This window comes from Floridaenema flaviceps BLCC-F50 (assembly GCF_041929275.2).
Classification (GTDB): Bacteria; Cyanobacteriota; Cyanobacteriia; order Cyanobacteriales; family Aerosakkonemataceae; genus Floridanema; species Floridanema flaviceps.
Map to the genome: position 1 here is coordinate 2,795,874 of NZ_JBHFNR020000001.1, position 18,104 is coordinate 2,813,977.

Below are 18,104 nucleotides of genomic sequence, written 5' to 3' on the forward strand. Positions count from 1 at the left end.
ACTAGTGACAAACTAGCTAAAGAAGATGGGACAAAGGCTAAAACCCAGTAGTTTTTGATGTAATTATATGGACTTTATTAGTCAACAAACTCAAAGTAACATGAGGGTTATTGTGTAACCAGAGTAGATTTACGGAGAGAAATTTAAATATTCTGTAAATTAATTATTTAAGTTAGAAAAAACAGGTATTGCTAATAAATTTGGTTCGTTGTGAGGACTTCAGTCCTTCTATTGGATAAGGGAACGACTGTTAGCGTAGCGGCGCGTTAGCGCTAGTCGTCACAACGGACCGATCGCGTTACTAGCAATATGGAGAAGAAAAATGTATCCGGGGTGCGCTCTTTATCAAAAAATTCCACCCCGGATGTACATTTATCAATCGAATTGGCGATCGCCCATTTAGTGAGGCGAAATTATCAGACAGTAGTAAACAGATTTGAAGCGATCGAACTCGCTGATACTCCGACTAAGGAAGCTAACAGTTCACCACTGGCAGCAATGCGAATCAGGGTATCATTTGCTTGAGCGCCTGTTCCTTGGGTAATTATCAAACTTGAGAAAGTTAAACCACCAGTTAAACCTAGTTTATCTTCAGCAACGGCAAAATCGAGGAAAATATCATTTCCGGCACCAGATGCTAAGACAAAAGTATCACGACCTGTGCCACCTGCGATCGTATCATTACCAGCACCACCAAAAATTAAATCATCATCCTCACAACCGCAGATGCTATCATTACCCAGATCGCCATAGAGAGTATCATTTCCGGCATCACCGCACAACTTATCATCATCTTGACCACCATGCACAATGTCGTTACCTGCGCCACCAGAAACCGTATCATTACCTTGATTTCCATTGAGAAAATCATCACCTTCAAAACCTAAGAGAACGTCATTGCCAACCACACCATAAACGGTATCATTTCCCCCATCGCCAGCCAGAGTATCATTACCTAAATCACCAGAAATTAGGTCATGACCTTGACCACCGCGAACAAAATCATCGTCTTTTCCGGCAAAAATGGTATCATTGCCTTTATTACCATTAATGAAATCCTGGTCTTGATTACCAAAAATCAAATCATCACCAGACCTACCAAAGATACTGTCATTACCAATTCCACCTCTTAAATCATCAGAGTTATCAGTTCCCAAGAGCAAATCGTTGGGGGGATTACTATTAGAAAGTGTCCCATTGTGACTATTATTTACTAACTTTTCTACGTCCTCACAGTCACAGTTATAGGGGTTAGGTGTTGGGGTTGGTGTGGGAGTTGGGGTGGGAGTTGGGGTTGGTGTGGGAGTTGGGGTTGGTGTGGGAGTTGGGGTTGGGGTGGGAGTTGGTGTTGGTGTTGGTTGTGTATCGTTGTCGGTAATACTAACAGCAATATTAGCGAGATTTAAGTTGTAATTGCTGTCGTTGCTAGTCGCACTGTGACTGATACTGCTGCTATGATTTCCTTCAACTTGGGTATCATCGATCGCTGTTACGGTTACAGTTTGGGGAGTACTCCAAGTATTTGGTGTAAAGTTGAGAGAAATTGCGGTTCCTGCACCTGCACCTAAGTTAATTTGGTTGTTGCTGGGAGTAAGATTTACTGTTACTGGTGCGGTGGGTTGAGTTGCCAAAACTACTGTGTAATTATCAGTTACGCCGCCTTCTGTAACATTGATGTTTAATTTGGAAATAGAAACCCCGGCAGTGTCATTGTCGGTAATGCTAATGTTTTGAGTGGTGGTACTGCCAAGGGTAATCCCGGATGAAGGGTTGCTGATGCTTAATGTGGCGGTTTCGCTTCCTTCAACTAAAGTATCATCAGCAATAGTCAAGGTAAGTGAACCTGTAGTTTGTCCGTTGGGAATGGTGATAGTGGTGTTGCTGAGGTTGTAGTCACCTGCGGTGATACCCGTTCCGCTAACTGCTAAGTTAACGGTTTGGTCGCCAGAAACCGCACTAGAAGCAGTAGCGGTAACAGTAATGGCTGTTTGTGCTGCTTCTGTGCCTGTGTTGCTGCTGACCGAAAGGTTGACGCTTGGGTAATCATTATCTGCGATCGCCACTGTTGCTGTAGCATTTGCCCCCAAAATATAGTTAGCAGTATCAACTAAATTCAGAGTAACGTTTTCATTCCCTTCAACTGCGGCATCATCTATAGGTGTAACTGTGACATCCACAAAGGATTGTCCAGCTGCGATCGTCGCTGTGCCTGTTAAGTTGTTGTAATCTGTACCGTTTGTCGCCGATCCACCTGTGGTGTAATTGACTGTTAGGGCGTTGGTGGTGTTGCCTGTGCGGGTAATGCGGAAAGTGCCAGTGTCTTGTCCTGCTTCAGCTGCATTGGCATCGGTAGCTGCGATCGACACTTGGGGTACAACATCATTATCAGCGATCGTAATGTTTTGACTGGTAGTATTACCAAGGATAATCCCAGATGAAGGGTTACTAATGGTTAAGGTGGCAGTTTCCGTTCCTTCAACTAAAGCATCATCAACAACAGTAAAGGTGACAGAACCTGTGGTTTGTCCGTCGGGAATGGTGATGGTGCTGTTGCTGAGATTGTAGTCTCCTGCGGTGATGTTGGTTCCGGTAACTGCTAGGTTAACTGTTTGGTTGCCGGAAACTGCACTAGAAGCGGTAGCGGTAACAGTGATTGCTGTAGTTCCGGCTTCTGTGCCTGTATTAGTGTTGACGGAAAGGTTGATGCTAGGATAATCATTATCAGCGATCGCTACCGTAGCCGAAGTATTTGCCCCCAAAGTATAGTTAGCATTAGCAGCTAAAGTCAGGGTAACGTTTTCACTCCCTTCAACTGCGGCATCATCAACTGGTGTAATAGTTACATCAACAAAAGATTGATTGGCTGCGATCGTCGCCGTACCTGTTAAGTTGTTGTAATCTGTATCGTTGGTAGCCGTTCCACCTATGGTGTAATTGACTGTGAGGGCGTTGGTGGTATCGCCTGTGCGGGTGATGCGGAAAGTGCCTGTGTCTTGTGCTGCTTCAGCGGCGTTGGCATCTTGGGCAGCAATGCTGACTGTGTTCAGCAGTGATATATTAAAGCTATCAACTCGCCACAGTGCTGCTCTCGTGGCTGTAGTACCAGAAGATTGATACTGGAAAGCAAAGTAAACATTAGTGCCAGAAATGCCTGAAATATCAATGTTTCCAGAGGGTGTCCAAGTATTGCTATCTACTGTTGGTGGAGTAAAGCTTAGTTCTGTCCAGGTAGCAGCGTTAGGGTTGCCACTGCCACTGTAATTGGTGGAATAAAGAAACTTCAGTTGAGGAAAAGTAATGCCGGAATCGGTGTACCTAGTTAAGGAACTGAAAGAAACCACTTCACCTGTTGTGGTGTTGAGGTTGATGGCAGGAGAGATCAACCAGTCATTCGCTGGCGCTGTATCCTGATATCCGTTTGCTTCCGCGTTGGAAAAAGAGGTAGAAACATTCCAGGTGTTTAGTTGATCTGAGTCAACACTGAATGTTTGCCAACCTGTTACTGCATTGCTATTGTCAAAATTATTGATAACTGGGGGAATTAATCCTGTGGCAGCATCATTATCAGCGATCGCTACCGTAGCCTCAGTAGTTGCACCTAAATCATAGTTAGCAGCATCAACTAAAGTCAGGGTAACGTTTTCACTCCCTTCAACTGCGGTATCATCAACTGGTGTAATCGTGACATCGACAAAATCTTGTCCGGCTGCGATCGTCGCTGTACCTGTTAAGTTGTTGTAATCTGTGCCGTTGGTCGCCGTTCCACCTATGGTGTAATTTACTGTTAAAGCGTTGATGGTGTTGCCTGTGCGGGTGATGCGGAAAGTGCCTGTGTCTTGTGCTGCTTCAGCGGCGTTGGCATCGGTAGCTGCGATCGAAACTGTGGGTAAAGCAGCGTTAATACCCACACTTACTTGGTTGGAAACAGCATTGAGCGTTACACTTGAATTATTTGGATCTTGGTAAGCTCCGTTTGCAGTGTTATTAATTACCTGAGCGACAGTATTCTGATTAACTTGTCGTTGTAATATAAACGTTCCCGATGTGCCCGGTGCAACTGGGTTATTGAGAGTATTTACATATTTGGTGACATCACTGGCTGCTGTATTACCGCTTTGTTCGCCACCCAAAAGATTAGTAGCAGGGTCGCCACTAAAATATTGAATTGTTCCTGCTCCCTGTGCCGAGCCAGTAACGTAACTGGTATCAATTACATTATTGGAGTCATTATCTTTTGCCCAATTATTGAGAGTGCCGTCTTCGCTAATCACCACATTGCCAGCGTTCAAGATTTTATTACCGCTTCCACTGGCTGGCTGGGCTTCGGAAATATTTTGGTACTGCACAACGTACTCAACAATGTTTCCTGACGCAGATGTTTTTGGTGCTGTGGAGAGAGTACCGTCAGTACCTTGAACGGCTGGCCCTGTTCCTTGCAAAATTCGGGTTTGAGTCACCTGTTGCAGGAAACCTGTGTACACGCGATCGATCGTGCTGTTTTGTACTGCATCATCTGCCAAGCCATTACCATTACTGTCAATGAATGCTGTGATTGGTACAGGGAAGCCGCGTTGAATATCAGTGGAAAGAGGAGTACCAGCAGGCAGATCGACACTGACAGAGTAGATGGCTGTAGCACTCGTTGTTGGTGGCATTCCAATGAGCTGTACGGGGTTGAATGCACTAACTGGGTTGCCGCCTACAACACCACTGCCATTTGTAAATGTAAAACCTGTGCCGTTGTAAGTATAAGTAGCAGAATTGCCCATGTAGCCAATAGTCACTACTGTACCCGTAGGCAATTGACTTGGGGTGGCTGGTGCCGTAGGTAATAATGAGATATTGGCTGTTTGATTACCTGTATTCGTAACGCTGTTAAGAAAGAAGATTAATTCTGGGTCTAATGTACTTCCTGGTGATGTGTTAGCCGGAACTAGAGAAGATTTATTAGTAAAGTCATCGTTGTTATTTGTTGGCCCAACTGCATCAGGAGAACTATTTGGCCCATTGAGAACTCCTAAAGTTACGGAATCATTATCAGTAATGGTAATGTTTTGACTGGTAGTGCTGCCAAGGGTTAATCCAGATGAAGGGTTGCTGATGGTTAAGGTAGCGGTTTCTGTTCCTTCAACTAAAGTATCATCAACAACGGTGAAGGTGACGGAACCAGTAGTTTGTCCGTTGGGAATGGTGATAGTGCTGTTGCTGAGGTTGTAGTCGCCTGCGGTTATACCTGTTCCGGTAACTGCTAAGTTAACTGTTTGGTTGCCGGAAACTGCACTAGAAGCGGTAGCGGTAACAGTGATTGCTGTAGTTCCGGCTTCTGTGCCTGTGTTAGTGTTGACGGAGAGGTTAACATTAGCATCGGGGACGAACTTCATCACTGTGGCTTTATTGCTGTTGCCCCAATCCTGATAGACCACATAAGGATTGTTGTTGCTGTCGAACTTTAAGTGGTTGTATGCTACAGCTCCAGCAGAGAAGCCAGCCGTACCCACAGTTGTCCAACTGCTGCCGTCGAACTTCATCAGTGTGGCTTTATTGCTGTTGCTCCCATCTGTATAGACCACATAAGGATTGTTGGCGCTGTCGAACTCCAAGTCGGTGTATAGTGCAATTCCAGCAGAGAAGCCAGCCGTACCCACAGTTGTCCAACTGCTGCCGTCGAACTTCATCACTGTGGCTTTATTGCTGTTGCCATTATCCTGATAGACCACATAAGGATTGTTGGCGCTGTCGAACTCCAAGTCGGTGTAGACTGCACTTCCAGCAGAGAAGCCAGCCGTACCCACAGTTGTCCAACTGCTGCCGTCGAACTTCATCACTGTCGCTTTATTGCTGTTGCCATTATCCTGATAGACCACATAAGGAGTGTTGGCGCTGTCGAACTCCAAGTCGGTGAAGCTTGCAAATGGAGCAGAGAAGCCAGCCGTACCCACAGTTGTCCAACTGCTGCCGTCGAACTTCATCACTGTCGCTTTATTGCTGTTGCCATTATCCCGATAGACCACATAAGGAGTGTTGGCGCTGTCGAACTCCAAGTCGGTGTAGGCTGCAATTCCAGCAGAGAAGCCAGCCGTACCCACAGTTGTCCAACTGCTGCCGTCGAACTTCTTCACTGTGGCTTTATTGCTGTTGCCATTATCCTGATAGACCACATAAGGAGTGTTGGCGCTGTTGAACTCCAAGTCGGTGTATCCTGCAATTCCAGCAGAGAAGCCAGCCGTACCCACAGTTGTCCAACTGCTGCCGTCGAACTTCATCACTGTCGCTTTATTGCTGTTGCCATTATCCCGATAGACCACATAAGGAGTGTTGGCGCTGCCGAACTCCAAGTCGGTGTAGGCTGCAATTCCAGCAGAGAAGCCAGCCGTACCCACAGTTGTCCAACCCAGCGTATGGTTATAACCAAGCAAGGTTGTGGGTTGTAGAACTTGCCCCGCCACATCTAACCATTTCCCCTTGCCAATGGGTGTGGCACTGGCGCTGACTATGGCTCCCGTCAACTGCGCTAACCGCTCCACAAACTCTGCGCCAGCATCTCCCGCCGCTACGTTACAGGCGAGTAAGTGCAACTGTACGGGGTTTGGGGCAAACCAAGCTTGCAGTTGCTCGGCATAGTGGTTCAGATTTCCTAGTTCCAAGCTGCCTGCTCCCAGTTTTAGCCCCCCTGGAAAGCCGTGAGCAATCAGAGTGAGACTCTGAGTAGCTTGATGATTAAGGATTTCGCTGATTTGCTCAATGCCATCACGGTTGGGGTCGAGTATCACCGCTTGTACTCCCGGCACTAACCCCTGAAGCAGAACCTCGATTTCTGGAATTTGTGAATCAATAATAACTAATTGAGCAGTTACAGAGGTTTGCGAGTCGGTGGTGCTTGTATAGGAAAATCCTGGCATAAAATATCTCCTGTAGTTGATTTAGTTGCAGAATCGAAAAGGATTGAAAGTAAAAATTAGTAATTTACGAGTTAGTCAAGAAAAGGCTGCTTCGCAGTTATCAAAACTGCCAAATTTATCCTTGACTTAATCAAAAAAGAGAGTTAGAATACACCGAGATAAATTTATTGGTTCTGTATCCAGTTAAAAGTGCAAACATTAAGTGATTCCCTTTAAGTAAACGAATCAGTTATTTGGGCATAAAAAGGTCACTAGCAATAAACCAACCAAGAAAAATTGCACAAAGGCTAATCTGGGCTAGGTTATAACTAGTTTTATGGAGATGCAATAGATAAATATTTATTAGTCAACACACTCAACTTATCATGAGCTTTATTGCAAATTCTAGAGTAAATTCACGGAGATGAGATTTAAATTTTCTGTGTGGTGATTTGTTTAGTTGAAAAAACCTAAATCTAGTTCGTTGTAAGGACGGAGCTAACGCGCCGCTACGCTGAGAGTCTTTTGTTGTGCTCAGGAAACGATTTAAGTAAGTAGGTGTAAATAAATAAAGTGATAATAGTTATATGAGGATGGGGCGGGCAGGATGCCCACCCCACAAGAATTACAGCTTTCTTGTGGGGTGGGCATCCTGCCCGCCTTAGTATTCACTTTATTTATATCTACCTACTTAGTTACCAAAAACTTTACAACTGATATCATGTCTGCTTGATTACCCATACTGTAGAGACGTTTCATGCAACGTCTCTACAGTATGGGTAAAGGATATTATGGTTGATTAACCGGACATGATATTAGAGGAAAACTCGGAGGGATCAAATTAGGGGAAAACTCGTAGGTGCGATCGGTTGGATATCGCGATCATAACCGCCGATTTGATTAGTGCGTAAAACCCAGATACTTGCGCCATATTTGAGAAAAGTTTGAGCGATCGATTCACTGGCAACACGGGGAAGAAGGGTGCGCCAACTACCTAAACCAATTAATAGGTTTTGTAATGGGTGATCTTCCAAAGTACTGCCCAAATTATACTCATTGTTTTCCCAATCAGAGCGAAGCCGACCCAAAGGTTGCAGTTCTCGCCGCAGTTCTTTTTTTAACTGTTTGAGTTGCCAGAAGCGTTGCTCTTGTTCTGGACTAACTTCAAGTAATTTTTTGACTATTTCCGGGTGGGCTTGCAAATAATCTGCTGTCTGATTCATACTAGCAAACAATGCTTGATTAGAATCTTGGGCGCAGTTGTTAGCAGGGCCAACGAAAGTTCCGCCTGTGCCATCACCAATGCGATAACGAGCAGCCATGACTTGCAGTTGACGCAACATTTCTACTAAGGGAGAAACCTGGAAGCCATCAATATCGTAGAAGCCTGTAAAGGAATCGAGTTTAATCAAAATATCGCACACTGGACGCACACCTGCCCAACCGAATTGGCGATCGCCCATGTAACGTGACCAATGCAAAGTTCCGGCGATAATACCATCTGTGTTATGAGTATAAACCTGGTGATAGCGAATATCAAATCTTAATTCATCAGTTAAAGGTTCCCGGATTACTTGGGCTACACCATAAGCAAAATGTCCAAAGAAAATGGGGGTGCTAGCGGCTGGTTCTTTCTTTTTCCCACCGATACCGCCGTAGGTGTGGATGAGCAAAGCCAGGTCGTTTTCTTGCCATTGGGCGATCGCTTCTGCAATTCCCTGCTGACGGGGACTGAGCAATACTGAAGCAATTCTACCCTTGTTTGCCGCTGGATTTGCCCAAGCATCTTTGCGGATATATTTTTCCCCTTGTTTGCGACCAAAAATTACCTTTTGTGGTTGCAGTTGCAACAAAGCACGGGGAGCGATAGACTGCACGACAAAAGTTCCCGACGCATCTTTGGCACCGTAAATATACCAACCTTGTTCGTTGAGTGAAACCTTCTCAATACTGCCAGTAGTGGAAGGAAAACAACCATTAATATTTGCCTTTACCTCTGGCATTCTGACAGTTTCGGCAATGCCATCAAACTTTCGCGTTGCTTTATTGAAATGCCAAACGCGGAATTTATCTGTACCAGGAATCGGTTTGATAAATTTTACCAGTGCATAGTAACGCCCTGTAATTTGTACTGGTGTAGTGGAGATGTAAAGGGAAATAGGAAAGTTCCTAGCTTCGTTTTTTGAGTTTTCTTGCTCCTCTGCTCCTCTGCTCCTCTGCTCCTCTGCCCCTCTGCTCCTCTGCTCCTCTGCCCCTCTGCCCCTCTGCTCCTCTGCCCCTCTGCCCCTCTGCTCCTCTGCCCCTCTGCCCCTCTGCTCCTGTGTTCCTGTGCTCCCGATCTCTTCTACCATTACTACATCATGCAACATGACAATGACATCATCTGTGGGACGGGAGCCAGCTAAGGATTCTAAAGGGTCTACTTGTTGCCAGTGGTTTAAGCGATCGGGATGAATTACCCCACCATATTTGCTGCTATACTCAGCATCGACGCTAAAGTGAACATCTCTGGTGACTGCTGCGACTAGCTTTTTTGCAAAGGGGTGATTGCTCCAACGCAAGTTTACTATCTGTCCGACTAAATGTTGATAATTATCCGGGGCGTGATAGATTTCTAGCAATGCTCCCCGCACTTGTTGCCTTTGTTCTGGTGTGGGTAAAATCAAGCGACCCATCCAATCACCAATGGGGCGATATAGGGTGGGGTCTACAGTTTGATTAAGGGGATAATAAGCGGGATCGTTAAAGGCTGCTGCTTGATAAAGTGCGTAGTTGCTAGTTTTTCTCTTGGTTGGGTAAGTTGCCATCAATGCCTTACCTTCGAGAATTTGCCAAATTACTTCGATCGTCTGCTGTAAATAACTGCGTCCATCAGGTAAAAATGCTTTCGGGTCCATCATTCCGCCCGGAACTTGATGTCCCACAGGCCCAAGAGAAATGATACTAATTTTCCCTTTGCGTTTGGCGCGGTTCCAGTAAGATAAGAAGAATAATTTCCAACGACCGGGAAAAATAATCGGCCCAATGCGTTCGATGCTGTCCTTTTCTCCAACTAAATGGTAGAGGTGTTCTAATTTCAGGAAGTTGTTGTTGGCACTCATTACCCCACCTAACGAGATGACATCGATCGATGCGCCCGTTGCCCGTTTCAAGTATGGCGCAGCAGCAACGGACATTTGCCCACCGCCACTATAACCAATCAGTGTAATCGGCACACCACTCCCAGGGTGATAACCTTGTGCAATTAGCCCGTTGTAAAGTACTTGTGCAATGCCTTGATTGTAGATCGGGCCGTAACGTTGATCTGCGGAAACTGCCACAATAAAAACATTTCGCAGGTTGAGTATTACTCCTAATAATGCAGTTGGGTTAGAAAGGCGCATTTTATCTGCCAGTCGCCACAAAAATGCTAAAGGTCGGTCTTCATCCAAGGGTTTATTGAGTACGGAGTACATCATTAATCCTTGGATCAGTTTCACGTTCTGGGGTAAAACCGCTTTGAAAGCAGTGAGAAAGTCTTCTACATCAGGGGTGTACTCTTCGCCAGATTGCCCAATGCCATCGAGGTAAACTATGTAACGGGAGAGTTTTTGGGGGCTGGGGACTAGGGACTGGGGACTAGGGACTGGGGAAGTCCGCGATACAGTATTTAAATCATCGCCGTACCAACCTGCCCACCAGCCAAGGGTTTCTAGGGGTGCGAGTAAGCCAGCGAAGACGATCGCCACTACACCAATCCAAACTAAATTAAAAATTAAGCGCAAAAATCTCGGTAGTTCATCATACCAGCCAAATAATAGATCGCGAATTGGGCGCATTAGATCGGCTACGACAATAAAAATGATTACCATTGCTAGCAAACCCAGAACCCACTTGATAACTTGGGAAATGCTGCGGCTACTCTGTCCTAGCTGCACAATGGGATCGGAAGTATCAATGCTTTGAGTAACGTTAATTTCTGAGGATGTTCTTGGTTGGTTGGCTAATTTTTGGGCGACGGTTTGGGCGGCATCAGTTGCCGATCGCCCGGATGCCTCGATCAAGTCTCTAACTTCTGGTAATGTGGTTTGAGTGGCAGTAATTATGGGTGAAGAAGTTTGGGCGATGCCGGAACTGAGTATTTGCCGGAGTTCTTGATCTTTGGTGGCTAAGTTAACTCCGGCAACTTTATCGGCAAGTTTTTTCCCAAATTTGGCGATCGGTTGTCCAATGGTACTTTCTAATAGTTGCAGAACTACCCAGCCAAATGCTACGTATGTTAGTGCGATCGTCTCACTCACACCAGTAACAGCACTAAAACCCACAACCATTGCCAGCAAGCGCCATACCGATAGTAAATTCAAAATCGGCACTCCTAAGTAAGGTAACGCACCCAAAAAGCTGAATAACAAAGGTGCATAACTTAGCCCCAACACTTTCATCAGTTGCAAAAAGGGAGCTTTTACCGACCAAGGTAACAGACAAATCAGCCAGGTACTAAATACTAAAAATATAAAGCCAAAGGTAAAAAGAATTGCATTCAGCAACAAGCTAAAAACAAAACGGGATGGCTTAATCCGGTTAATGAACAGGATAATACTTTGTCCCACACTCAGAGATAAACCAGCTAATACCACCACCAGCAATGCTAGCGGCATTCCATCGGGTAGATTAACAATAGTTTCAAATGCGTCAGAATTAAAACTAAATACCTCACCGATTAATTCCCAGAACTTTGATGAAGCCGTTGTACTCATGGCAGTGTTCCCCTAACAGAACAAGTTGAAAGATGAGAATATAATGCTCAATGTATAACCCTATCAGGGTTGTACAGTAAATAACACAGAAATTATTGCTTCGCTAGTTTAGCCAAACAAAATAAAACTAATAAGTAGGTAAATGTAAATAAACTGAAAACTGGGCGGGCAGGATGCCCACCCCACAAGAAAGCTGTAAATCTTGTGGGGTGGGCATCCTGCCCGCCCCATCTTTAAATAACTATTTTCACTTTATTTATTTGCACCTACTTATAAGGAAAAATCTCAAAAAAACAAATTTTTCCTGGGAAAGACGCAAAGATGGGGAAGTTCATTAGACATCTCCAGAAATTCAAGGCGCATTACCTGAAAACCTTGTAGAGACGTTATATATAACGTCTCTACAAGGTTTTTTGTCGATGTCTATTAACTCAAAACTTAAAACTCTCTTCCCATTCCCCAGTCTCTAGTCCCTAGTCCCCTATTGCAAGCGTACTTTACGAGAGGGCTGACATTCTAAGTATGGTTGGGAAAAGGGGACTTCTCGTGCCTTGGAGCCTTATTGTTGTGCTGTTAGGCGAGAAGCGGGGGAATTAAACAGAGCTTTAAAGTTAGATTTTCGTTCGGCGCTGGGTTCTGGTGCATAGTCCCAAAGACTTTCGTAGAAGAAGAAAGTTACACCTAAACCCCGATCGCGTGCTGCTTGTACTTTAGACTTAATTAGTGGCATAGGCATTGGGCGATTTCTTAACCCTGTGAGAACACCGACTGCGGTAGGAATTTTTTGTTGCGCTACTTGAATTTCCGATCGCCCAATTTGATCGAGAAAACTATTTATATCAGGGCGATAAACTTGCACAATTAATTCATCGACAATATTTTGTTCTACCCAAGTTACCCAATCTTGCAAAAAACTATTGTAAGCGGTGATGTAAGGGTTAGGTGAAACAGAAAAAATTGCTTGGGGTTTTCTCTGTTTGACTGCTTGATTAAGTTGAGTCATGAAAGCGGTAATTTTATCTGCACGCCAACGCACCCAAGCGGGATCTTGAGGATTTGCTGGTGCATCTCTGCCAGTTTCTTGTTTGTATAAGGCTAGGGTGTAGCGATCGTACCCGAACTCATTCGGTAAACAGGTATGATCGTCAAATTGCACCCCATCAATATTATATCGATCGACAACTTCCAACACTAAATCAGTCATAAATTGCTGCACTTCGGGAAGGAAAGGATTTAACCAAACTACCTCCCCAGCTGCACTATTTGATGTTTGACTACCGTCCTGTTTTTGTGTTAGCCAATCGGGATGATTTAACACTAATTCGGAACTTTGCGGAGCCATGAAACCAAACTCAAACCAAGGAATTACTAGTAATCCTTTGCTATGAGCTAATTTAATTAATTCTGCCAGGATATCTTGTCCCTGTGAACCTCTGCCGATATAGGATTGATAAATGCCTGTTCGTTGCGCTAATGCACTGTTGGGATACTGCACATAACCAGAATTCCACACTACTGGATAAATGGTGTTGAAATTCAATTGTGCTAATTGATTCACCGCATTTTGCAGTTTGGCGCTATCCATTAGCACATCAGTGTCATTGCTCGTCATCCAAACTCCCCGAATTTCCGTCGCTGGTGGCTGTGCAACTGGTGGCGCAATCTGTTCTTGGGGAATGAAAGTTATTTGGGCAAATGCTTTGATGGGTTGACCAATTAGCAAAACTGTGATTAGTGATGCTATAACGAGTAAGCCAAAGTAGTTAGGCGATCGCCGCCATCCTTTGCCGAGCAAAGCTGATTTGTTTGACTTTAATCGTGAGTTTGCTATCAAAGCTCGTAGTTGCATACCGTCTTAATAAATCTTTAAGATTAACATTATACAGGTATTTCTGCTCAGTCCGTAAATTTTGGCTTGTGGGCAAAAGAACTTGATTTAATTACATCTACAGATAATTTATTCAGGTTTACGGATTTTAAAAAGCTCAGAGATGTTCTTTCTTATGGAAGTGGAAATTTGGCGAAAGCATCGCTAGCGTGAGCATATTTAGATCCCCGACTTGTTGAAGAAGTCGGGGATCTGGACACAGAAAGATAGGAAAATTTCCATGCAAACTCATGTACAAGAAGCCATAACGGATCTCAAACTGAAGAGAATTGCTAATGTTTTACACTGGACAGGTTGGGCAGCTTTTTGGGTACAGTTAATTTTGCTTGCTGCTACTTCCCTGATGTTAATTTTGGCAATTTCCGGTCGCACTTTCAATCGCGCCATAGAAACCACCGCGCCGGGAGGACAAGTAGTTAATTTCAATCAAGGTACAACACCCGGACTTGGAATTAGTATGTTTTGGGCGGGATGCGGAATTTTAGCCTTATTATTTGGTCTTTTTATTGCTTTCCGTCTAACTCGTTTAGCCAGGAGATTATTCAACTCAAACGTGGTAAATCATCCGCACAAATCAGAGGTTTTAAAAGTTCTACGTTGGGGTGTAATTGCAGGTTTGGTGGGAATGTTGTTAACTATTTTAGGCGGTGGTGTAGCGATCGGAGTATTATTATCCAAATCGATTACTCAACCTCAAGGTGTAGCAATTTACGACCCCAACAGAATTATTCGGTCATTAGATATTTTCGTAGCAGCAGCAAACATGAATGGAATTACGGCTCACTTTGTCGGAACTGTAACTTTTTTGAGTTTAATTAATTGGTTAAGTCGTGAATAATCGCAGATCCCCGACTTCTTAGATCCCCGACTTCTTAAAGAAGTCGGGGATCTGCGATTCTAGATCCCCGACTTCTTTAAGAAGTCGGGGATCTGGACTTCTTAAAGAAGTCGGGGATCTGGATACCAAAAATTAACCCAATCCCATTCCCTCAGTTTCAGTAACTAATAATTTACCTTCTCCCTCATAAACCCAGACAAAACCTTCACCTCCACCTCTACCAAAATGACCTAATTTGCGATAATCTTCCGCAATTCCTTTAGTGAAACCTTTAACCATATCAAAATCAGCGATTAAGATTTCACCTCTGTTTAATTCCACCACTTTCGCAGGTGAAACTGTTCCCAATACAGCTTTTGCTGTTTGATTGGGTAAAGCTTTAATGGCAATTCTCCATCTGCCATCGCTAGAACCAAGCATTTGTCGATACTTCAATCTTTTAGCACCAATTACTACATTATTGGAGCAAAATTGAAATACGCCATCATCAAATTCCCATTGTTCATTTTCTGCGATCGCGATCGCTGTATAATGCAAAAAATTACCTTTTTGTCTGGGTTCTAAATGTACAGTACCAGTCCCTCTATAAACAGGGGCGTTATATTCAATTTCTGTGGTCAAAGCTACCCAAATATCTCTTAAGCGATTATCAGTTTTGTAAATTTCATAAGATAATCTACCGATACATCTGTGTAAAGCTCCTTTTTGAATGATTACTCCCGAATTTTCTAGATGTATTTCAACTTGCTGAACAAAGGGAATAGTTCTCGTCGGATGGTAATATTTGTTAGTTTCTTTGTTGATGTTATTTTGCAGATACCACAAATCTGTCGGTTCTAAAACTTTAACTACATATTCCATATCATCAATTACACTTTTTCAAAGTTGACCAATCATTTTATGAGTTTGGGGAATTACCCGCACTTGTTTAACAAACCGCTTCATTAAAGCTTGCCATTCTAAAACCAAATCTGGCGCAGGTGCTAATATGTTTGGTTGATTAGCAATGCTGGTTACAGGTTGTAGAAATACCGGAATTTTCGGATCGCAAGCTGCTACTAATTCTCCCGCTAATTCTAACTCTTGGGGATTAGTTTCACTGGAAATAATCAGCTTGACAAAAGTTTCCAAGTTAGCATCATGGCATAACTTTAAAAACTCTTGATGCGCTGACCAATAATTTTCCCCACTGACACTGGGTAATTTGATATCCATACCCACAGAATCTAAATAGGGTAAAACCATTGCTAATTGTTCCGGGCGATGTCCCCCTGTTTCTAAGTAGATGGGCAACCCAGTGATTTTACGTACTTGCGGGAGAAATTGAACTAAAAAATTTGCGTGAAGTAACGGTTCCCCACCAGTCAAACTGATGCTGTCATGCAACCCGGGTTGATTTTGCTTTTCTACCCAGTTCAATAATGATGATAGCTCAACGGGATTGGGATAGTTGATAAAATCGCGTTTTCCGGGTGTTTGTTCGATTTTACAGGTAGATGGTGTTTGCCAGGTGTGGGCGCTATCGCAATAGTGACAGCGCAAGTCGCAAATTGCGAAGCGGATGAAGATTTGGCGAGTACCAACGTTTAGTCCTTCGCCCTGAATTGCGGAAAATAGTTCAATTAGTCGCGCTTTTGGGTAATTATCGGTCATTTTTAGTCTCATCTGCAAAGAAACAATACTAGCTTTTATTTTTCTGACTTAGGACTTACACACAAACCCGGTTTCTTAACGTAATTCCTTGATTTGAGCCTGTGGGTAAGAAGGAGATGTTACCAAGTTTGTTTAGTATCGAGAATAAGTGAATTTACATAAACTTATTTATCATTATATTAATGATTGTAAAATATATTTAAAAAAATCAGTGTTTTCTTATATTAGAAATTTATTCACCAAGAAATTTATATGAAGCTTACAAAATAAGATTAGAGTATATTTTTTTAGTTAAGATTACGGAGAAAGGCTACCCAGAAATGGGGAAACCAGGTTATTCTGAATTTAAGAAATTCCCCAATGGTAATTATTTCTGCTTCTTTTCAGGTGCATTTTTTAGCGTAGCAGGAAGGCTTTTTAAGTATAAAAGGCAACCGATATGTTTCGAGAACAGAGTAATAAATGTGGAAGTTATGGCGATCGCAATCAGTATACACTCATCTGTTTCATGTAACTTAAAATTAATCAAAAAAATGTTTACAGTACAGGTCAAACTCTACCCAGTGATTGACATCACAAAATTTAAGTACTTACTCTCACTACTTACTTCGACTAGTATCATACTTGATTAAAGCCTTCAATCACCTGTTAAGCAAAGAAAAAATAGTAAATTAATATCAAGAGTTAACAGTTCTAGCAATGCCAACTCAGACTTTTTTATCTCAAACTAAAACTACCCACTCAAGAGTGTTTAGAACGCACTCCTTTGACAATGCAGTAAGTGAGATCGAGTCAGATAAATTTCCCAGTCAGTCAAATAGACAGGGAAAAAATATTGGTGCTGCACAAGAGGAAATTTGGCAATTTTTCCTGAATATTGTTAAATCTACTGCGCCTGAATTGGTGTTAACAGAATTTGAAAACTTATTTATTAATTCTAGTTTTTCTTCTAACTCGGAGATAGAAAAAGCTTTGAAGCTCATAGTTTTATCGCAAAATGAGCAGGAGTTTAGAAATACTCTCAAACGTTGTATTTATATTCTAGTCAACACCTGGATTTATAGCAGAAAATACCAATATGCTCAAAGTTTAATTGAAAAGCTTTCCGTTCTTCATCTGAGCTATCGTGGATCATCTACATTTCTGCGTACTCTGAGAAGCTGGGTAATTAATTTTATTAAAAGCCCAGATTATCAAGAAGTAAAACTATTCGCGGCAAAATTCGATCGGCAAGGAACAGAAAACTGGAAATATCGTTATACTTCTTTTTTACTAACTCCTCAGTATCTTAATTCTGACAATTCTTTAGAACAACGCCAAGCTGCGAGAAGATTGTCGCAACAGTTGCAAGATAAATACAAGTTTGATCTAGCGATGTATACGGCTCATTCTCATACTACTCCATCTTGGAATGACAAAGTTAAAAATCCCACTGCTTTGGGTGATGAAACCTTACGGTTAATTAAGAAAGTTCTAGCAAACCCAGGATTTTTTAATCATGTAAATCTAGCTAATATTTTTTTGCATCAAACTCAACAACTAAGTTACCATCATTTTAAAAAAAGTTTAATTAAGTATCTAATTTTTTCTTTAGAAAGTGCAGGGTTGGTAGAATCTATAAAAACGCACCTAACCCAGAAGTTAGAAGGTCTTTATGAACATGAAAATCAGCAAGTGTTGCGAAACGGTTTGATTTTAAGAACTTCTAATCGGGTGATTGAATATTTAACTATTGGCAAGGATAACAAACCCTCCGATCTGTTTGTTTTAATTGCTTCCCAAGGAAATGCGTTAACTTTAGGAATATTAATTCTAAAACTCTTATTAATTTCTCCTCCTTCGCGGACTTATTTTGAATTATGTATCTCCAAATTGATTGATTATTATGGAAGTCACTCCGAGCCGGATTGTCAATGGGTAATTAACTTTTTGGAGGTGAGTAAGATAATTTTAACCCTGTACACAGAGAATGTAAAATATAGTTTAGTGAATATGGAGCGAGAAAATCTAGCTTGTCAGACAATGATAGATGAAAATGGCTATCGAATTTTTTGCCAAAGTCATGGTGATGGTAATTTAGCTCAATTTTAGTTGTTAATTTTGTTTCCCAT

General features: G+C 42.7%; 8 protein-coding genes. 2 read left to right on the forward strand and 6 right to left on the reverse strand.

Translation table 11 applies throughout. The features are described from left to right. Nucleotides 1–416: 416 nt before the first annotated feature. The 4 genes from ACE1CI_RS13475 to ACE1CI_RS13490 form a co-directional block, all read right to left on the reverse strand. Nucleotides 417–6,899 (reverse strand): Calx-beta domain-containing protein, encoded by a 6,483-nt coding sequence (locus ACE1CI_RS13475; protein ID WP_496615449.1) that lies wholly within the window; start codon nucleotides 6,897–6,899, stop codon nucleotides 417–419. An 815-nt stretch (nucleotides 6,900–7,714) separates the two neighbouring features. Next, nucleotides 7,715–11,614 carry a CAAX protease gene (locus ACE1CI_RS13480; RefSeq protein WP_496615450.1) on the reverse strand — a complete coding sequence of 1,300 codons (3,900 nt, stop codon included), beginning with the start codon at nucleotides 11,612–11,614 and terminating at the stop codon, nucleotides 7,715–7,717. Nucleotides 11,615–12,173: 559 nt separating this feature from the next. Beyond that, nucleotides 12,174–13,409, reverse strand: coding sequence for a glycoside hydrolase family 10-like protein (locus tag ACE1CI_RS13485; protein ID WP_413264007.1), 1,236 nt, complete (start codon nucleotides 13,407–13,409; stop codon nucleotides 12,174–12,176). After that, nucleotides 13,378–13,539 carry a hypothetical protein gene (locus ACE1CI_RS13490; protein WP_413264006.1) on the reverse strand — a complete coding sequence of 54 codons (162 nt, stop codon included), beginning with the start codon at nucleotides 13,537–13,539 and terminating at the stop codon, nucleotides 13,378–13,380. The genes ACE1CI_RS13485 and ACE1CI_RS13490 overlap by 32 nt, the downstream gene beginning before the upstream one ends. Before the next feature lie 183 nt (nucleotides 13,540–13,722). On the opposite strand from ACE1CI_RS13490, the gene ACE1CI_RS13495 reads away from it, so the two are divergent. Next, on the forward strand, nucleotides 13,723–14,340 hold the full coding sequence (locus tag ACE1CI_RS13495; RefSeq protein WP_413264005.1) for a DUF3611 family protein: 618 nt from the start codon (nucleotides 13,723–13,725) through the stop codon (nucleotides 14,338–14,340). 132 nt (nucleotides 14,341–14,472) lie between these two features. Here the strand turns inward: ACE1CI_RS13495 and ACE1CI_RS13500 are convergent, their stop codons facing one another. Next, complete coding sequence (locus tag ACE1CI_RS13500) at nucleotides 14,473–15,201, reverse strand: AIM24 family protein (RefSeq protein ID WP_413264004.1); 729 nt, start codon at nucleotides 15,199–15,201, stop codon at nucleotides 14,473–14,475. A gap of 18 nt (nucleotides 15,202–15,219) precedes the next feature. Continuing rightward, nucleotides 15,220–15,993 carry a 7-carboxy-7-deazaguanine synthase QueE gene (locus tag ACE1CI_RS13505; protein WP_413264003.1) on the reverse strand — a complete coding sequence of 258 codons (774 nt, stop codon included), beginning with the start codon at nucleotides 15,991–15,993 and terminating at the stop codon, nucleotides 15,220–15,222. Nucleotides 15,994–16,740: 747 nt separating this feature from the next. Between ACE1CI_RS13505 and ACE1CI_RS13510 the strand changes: the two genes are divergently transcribed. Beyond that, on the forward strand, nucleotides 16,741–18,084 hold the full coding sequence (locus ACE1CI_RS13510; protein ID WP_496615451.1) for a Sll1247 family protein: 1,344 nt from the start codon (nucleotides 16,741–16,743) through the stop codon (nucleotides 18,082–18,084). Nucleotides 18,085–18,104 lie beyond the last annotated feature (20 nt).

Bases quoted from the DNA above. Each gene is read 5' to 3' on its own strand.
- ACE1CI_RS13475 (WP_496615449.1), bottom strand. From the start codon at position 6,899: ATGCCAGGATTTTCCTATACAAGCACCACCGACTCGCAAACCTCTGTA.
- ACE1CI_RS13480 (WP_496615450.1), bottom strand. From the start codon at position 11,614: ATGAGTACAACGGCTTCATCAAAGTTCTGGGAATTAATCGGTGAGGTA.
- ACE1CI_RS13495 (WP_413264005.1), top strand. From the start codon at position 13,723: ATGCAAACTCATGTACAAGAAGCCATAACGGATCTCAAACTGAAGAGA.
- ACE1CI_RS13500 (WP_413264004.1), bottom strand. From the start codon at position 15,201: ATGGAATATGTAGTTAAAGTTTTAGAACCGACAGATTTGTGGTATCTG.
- ACE1CI_RS13505 (WP_413264003.1), bottom strand. From the start codon at position 15,993: ATGACCGATAATTACCCAAAAGCGCGACTAATTGAACTATTTTCCGCA.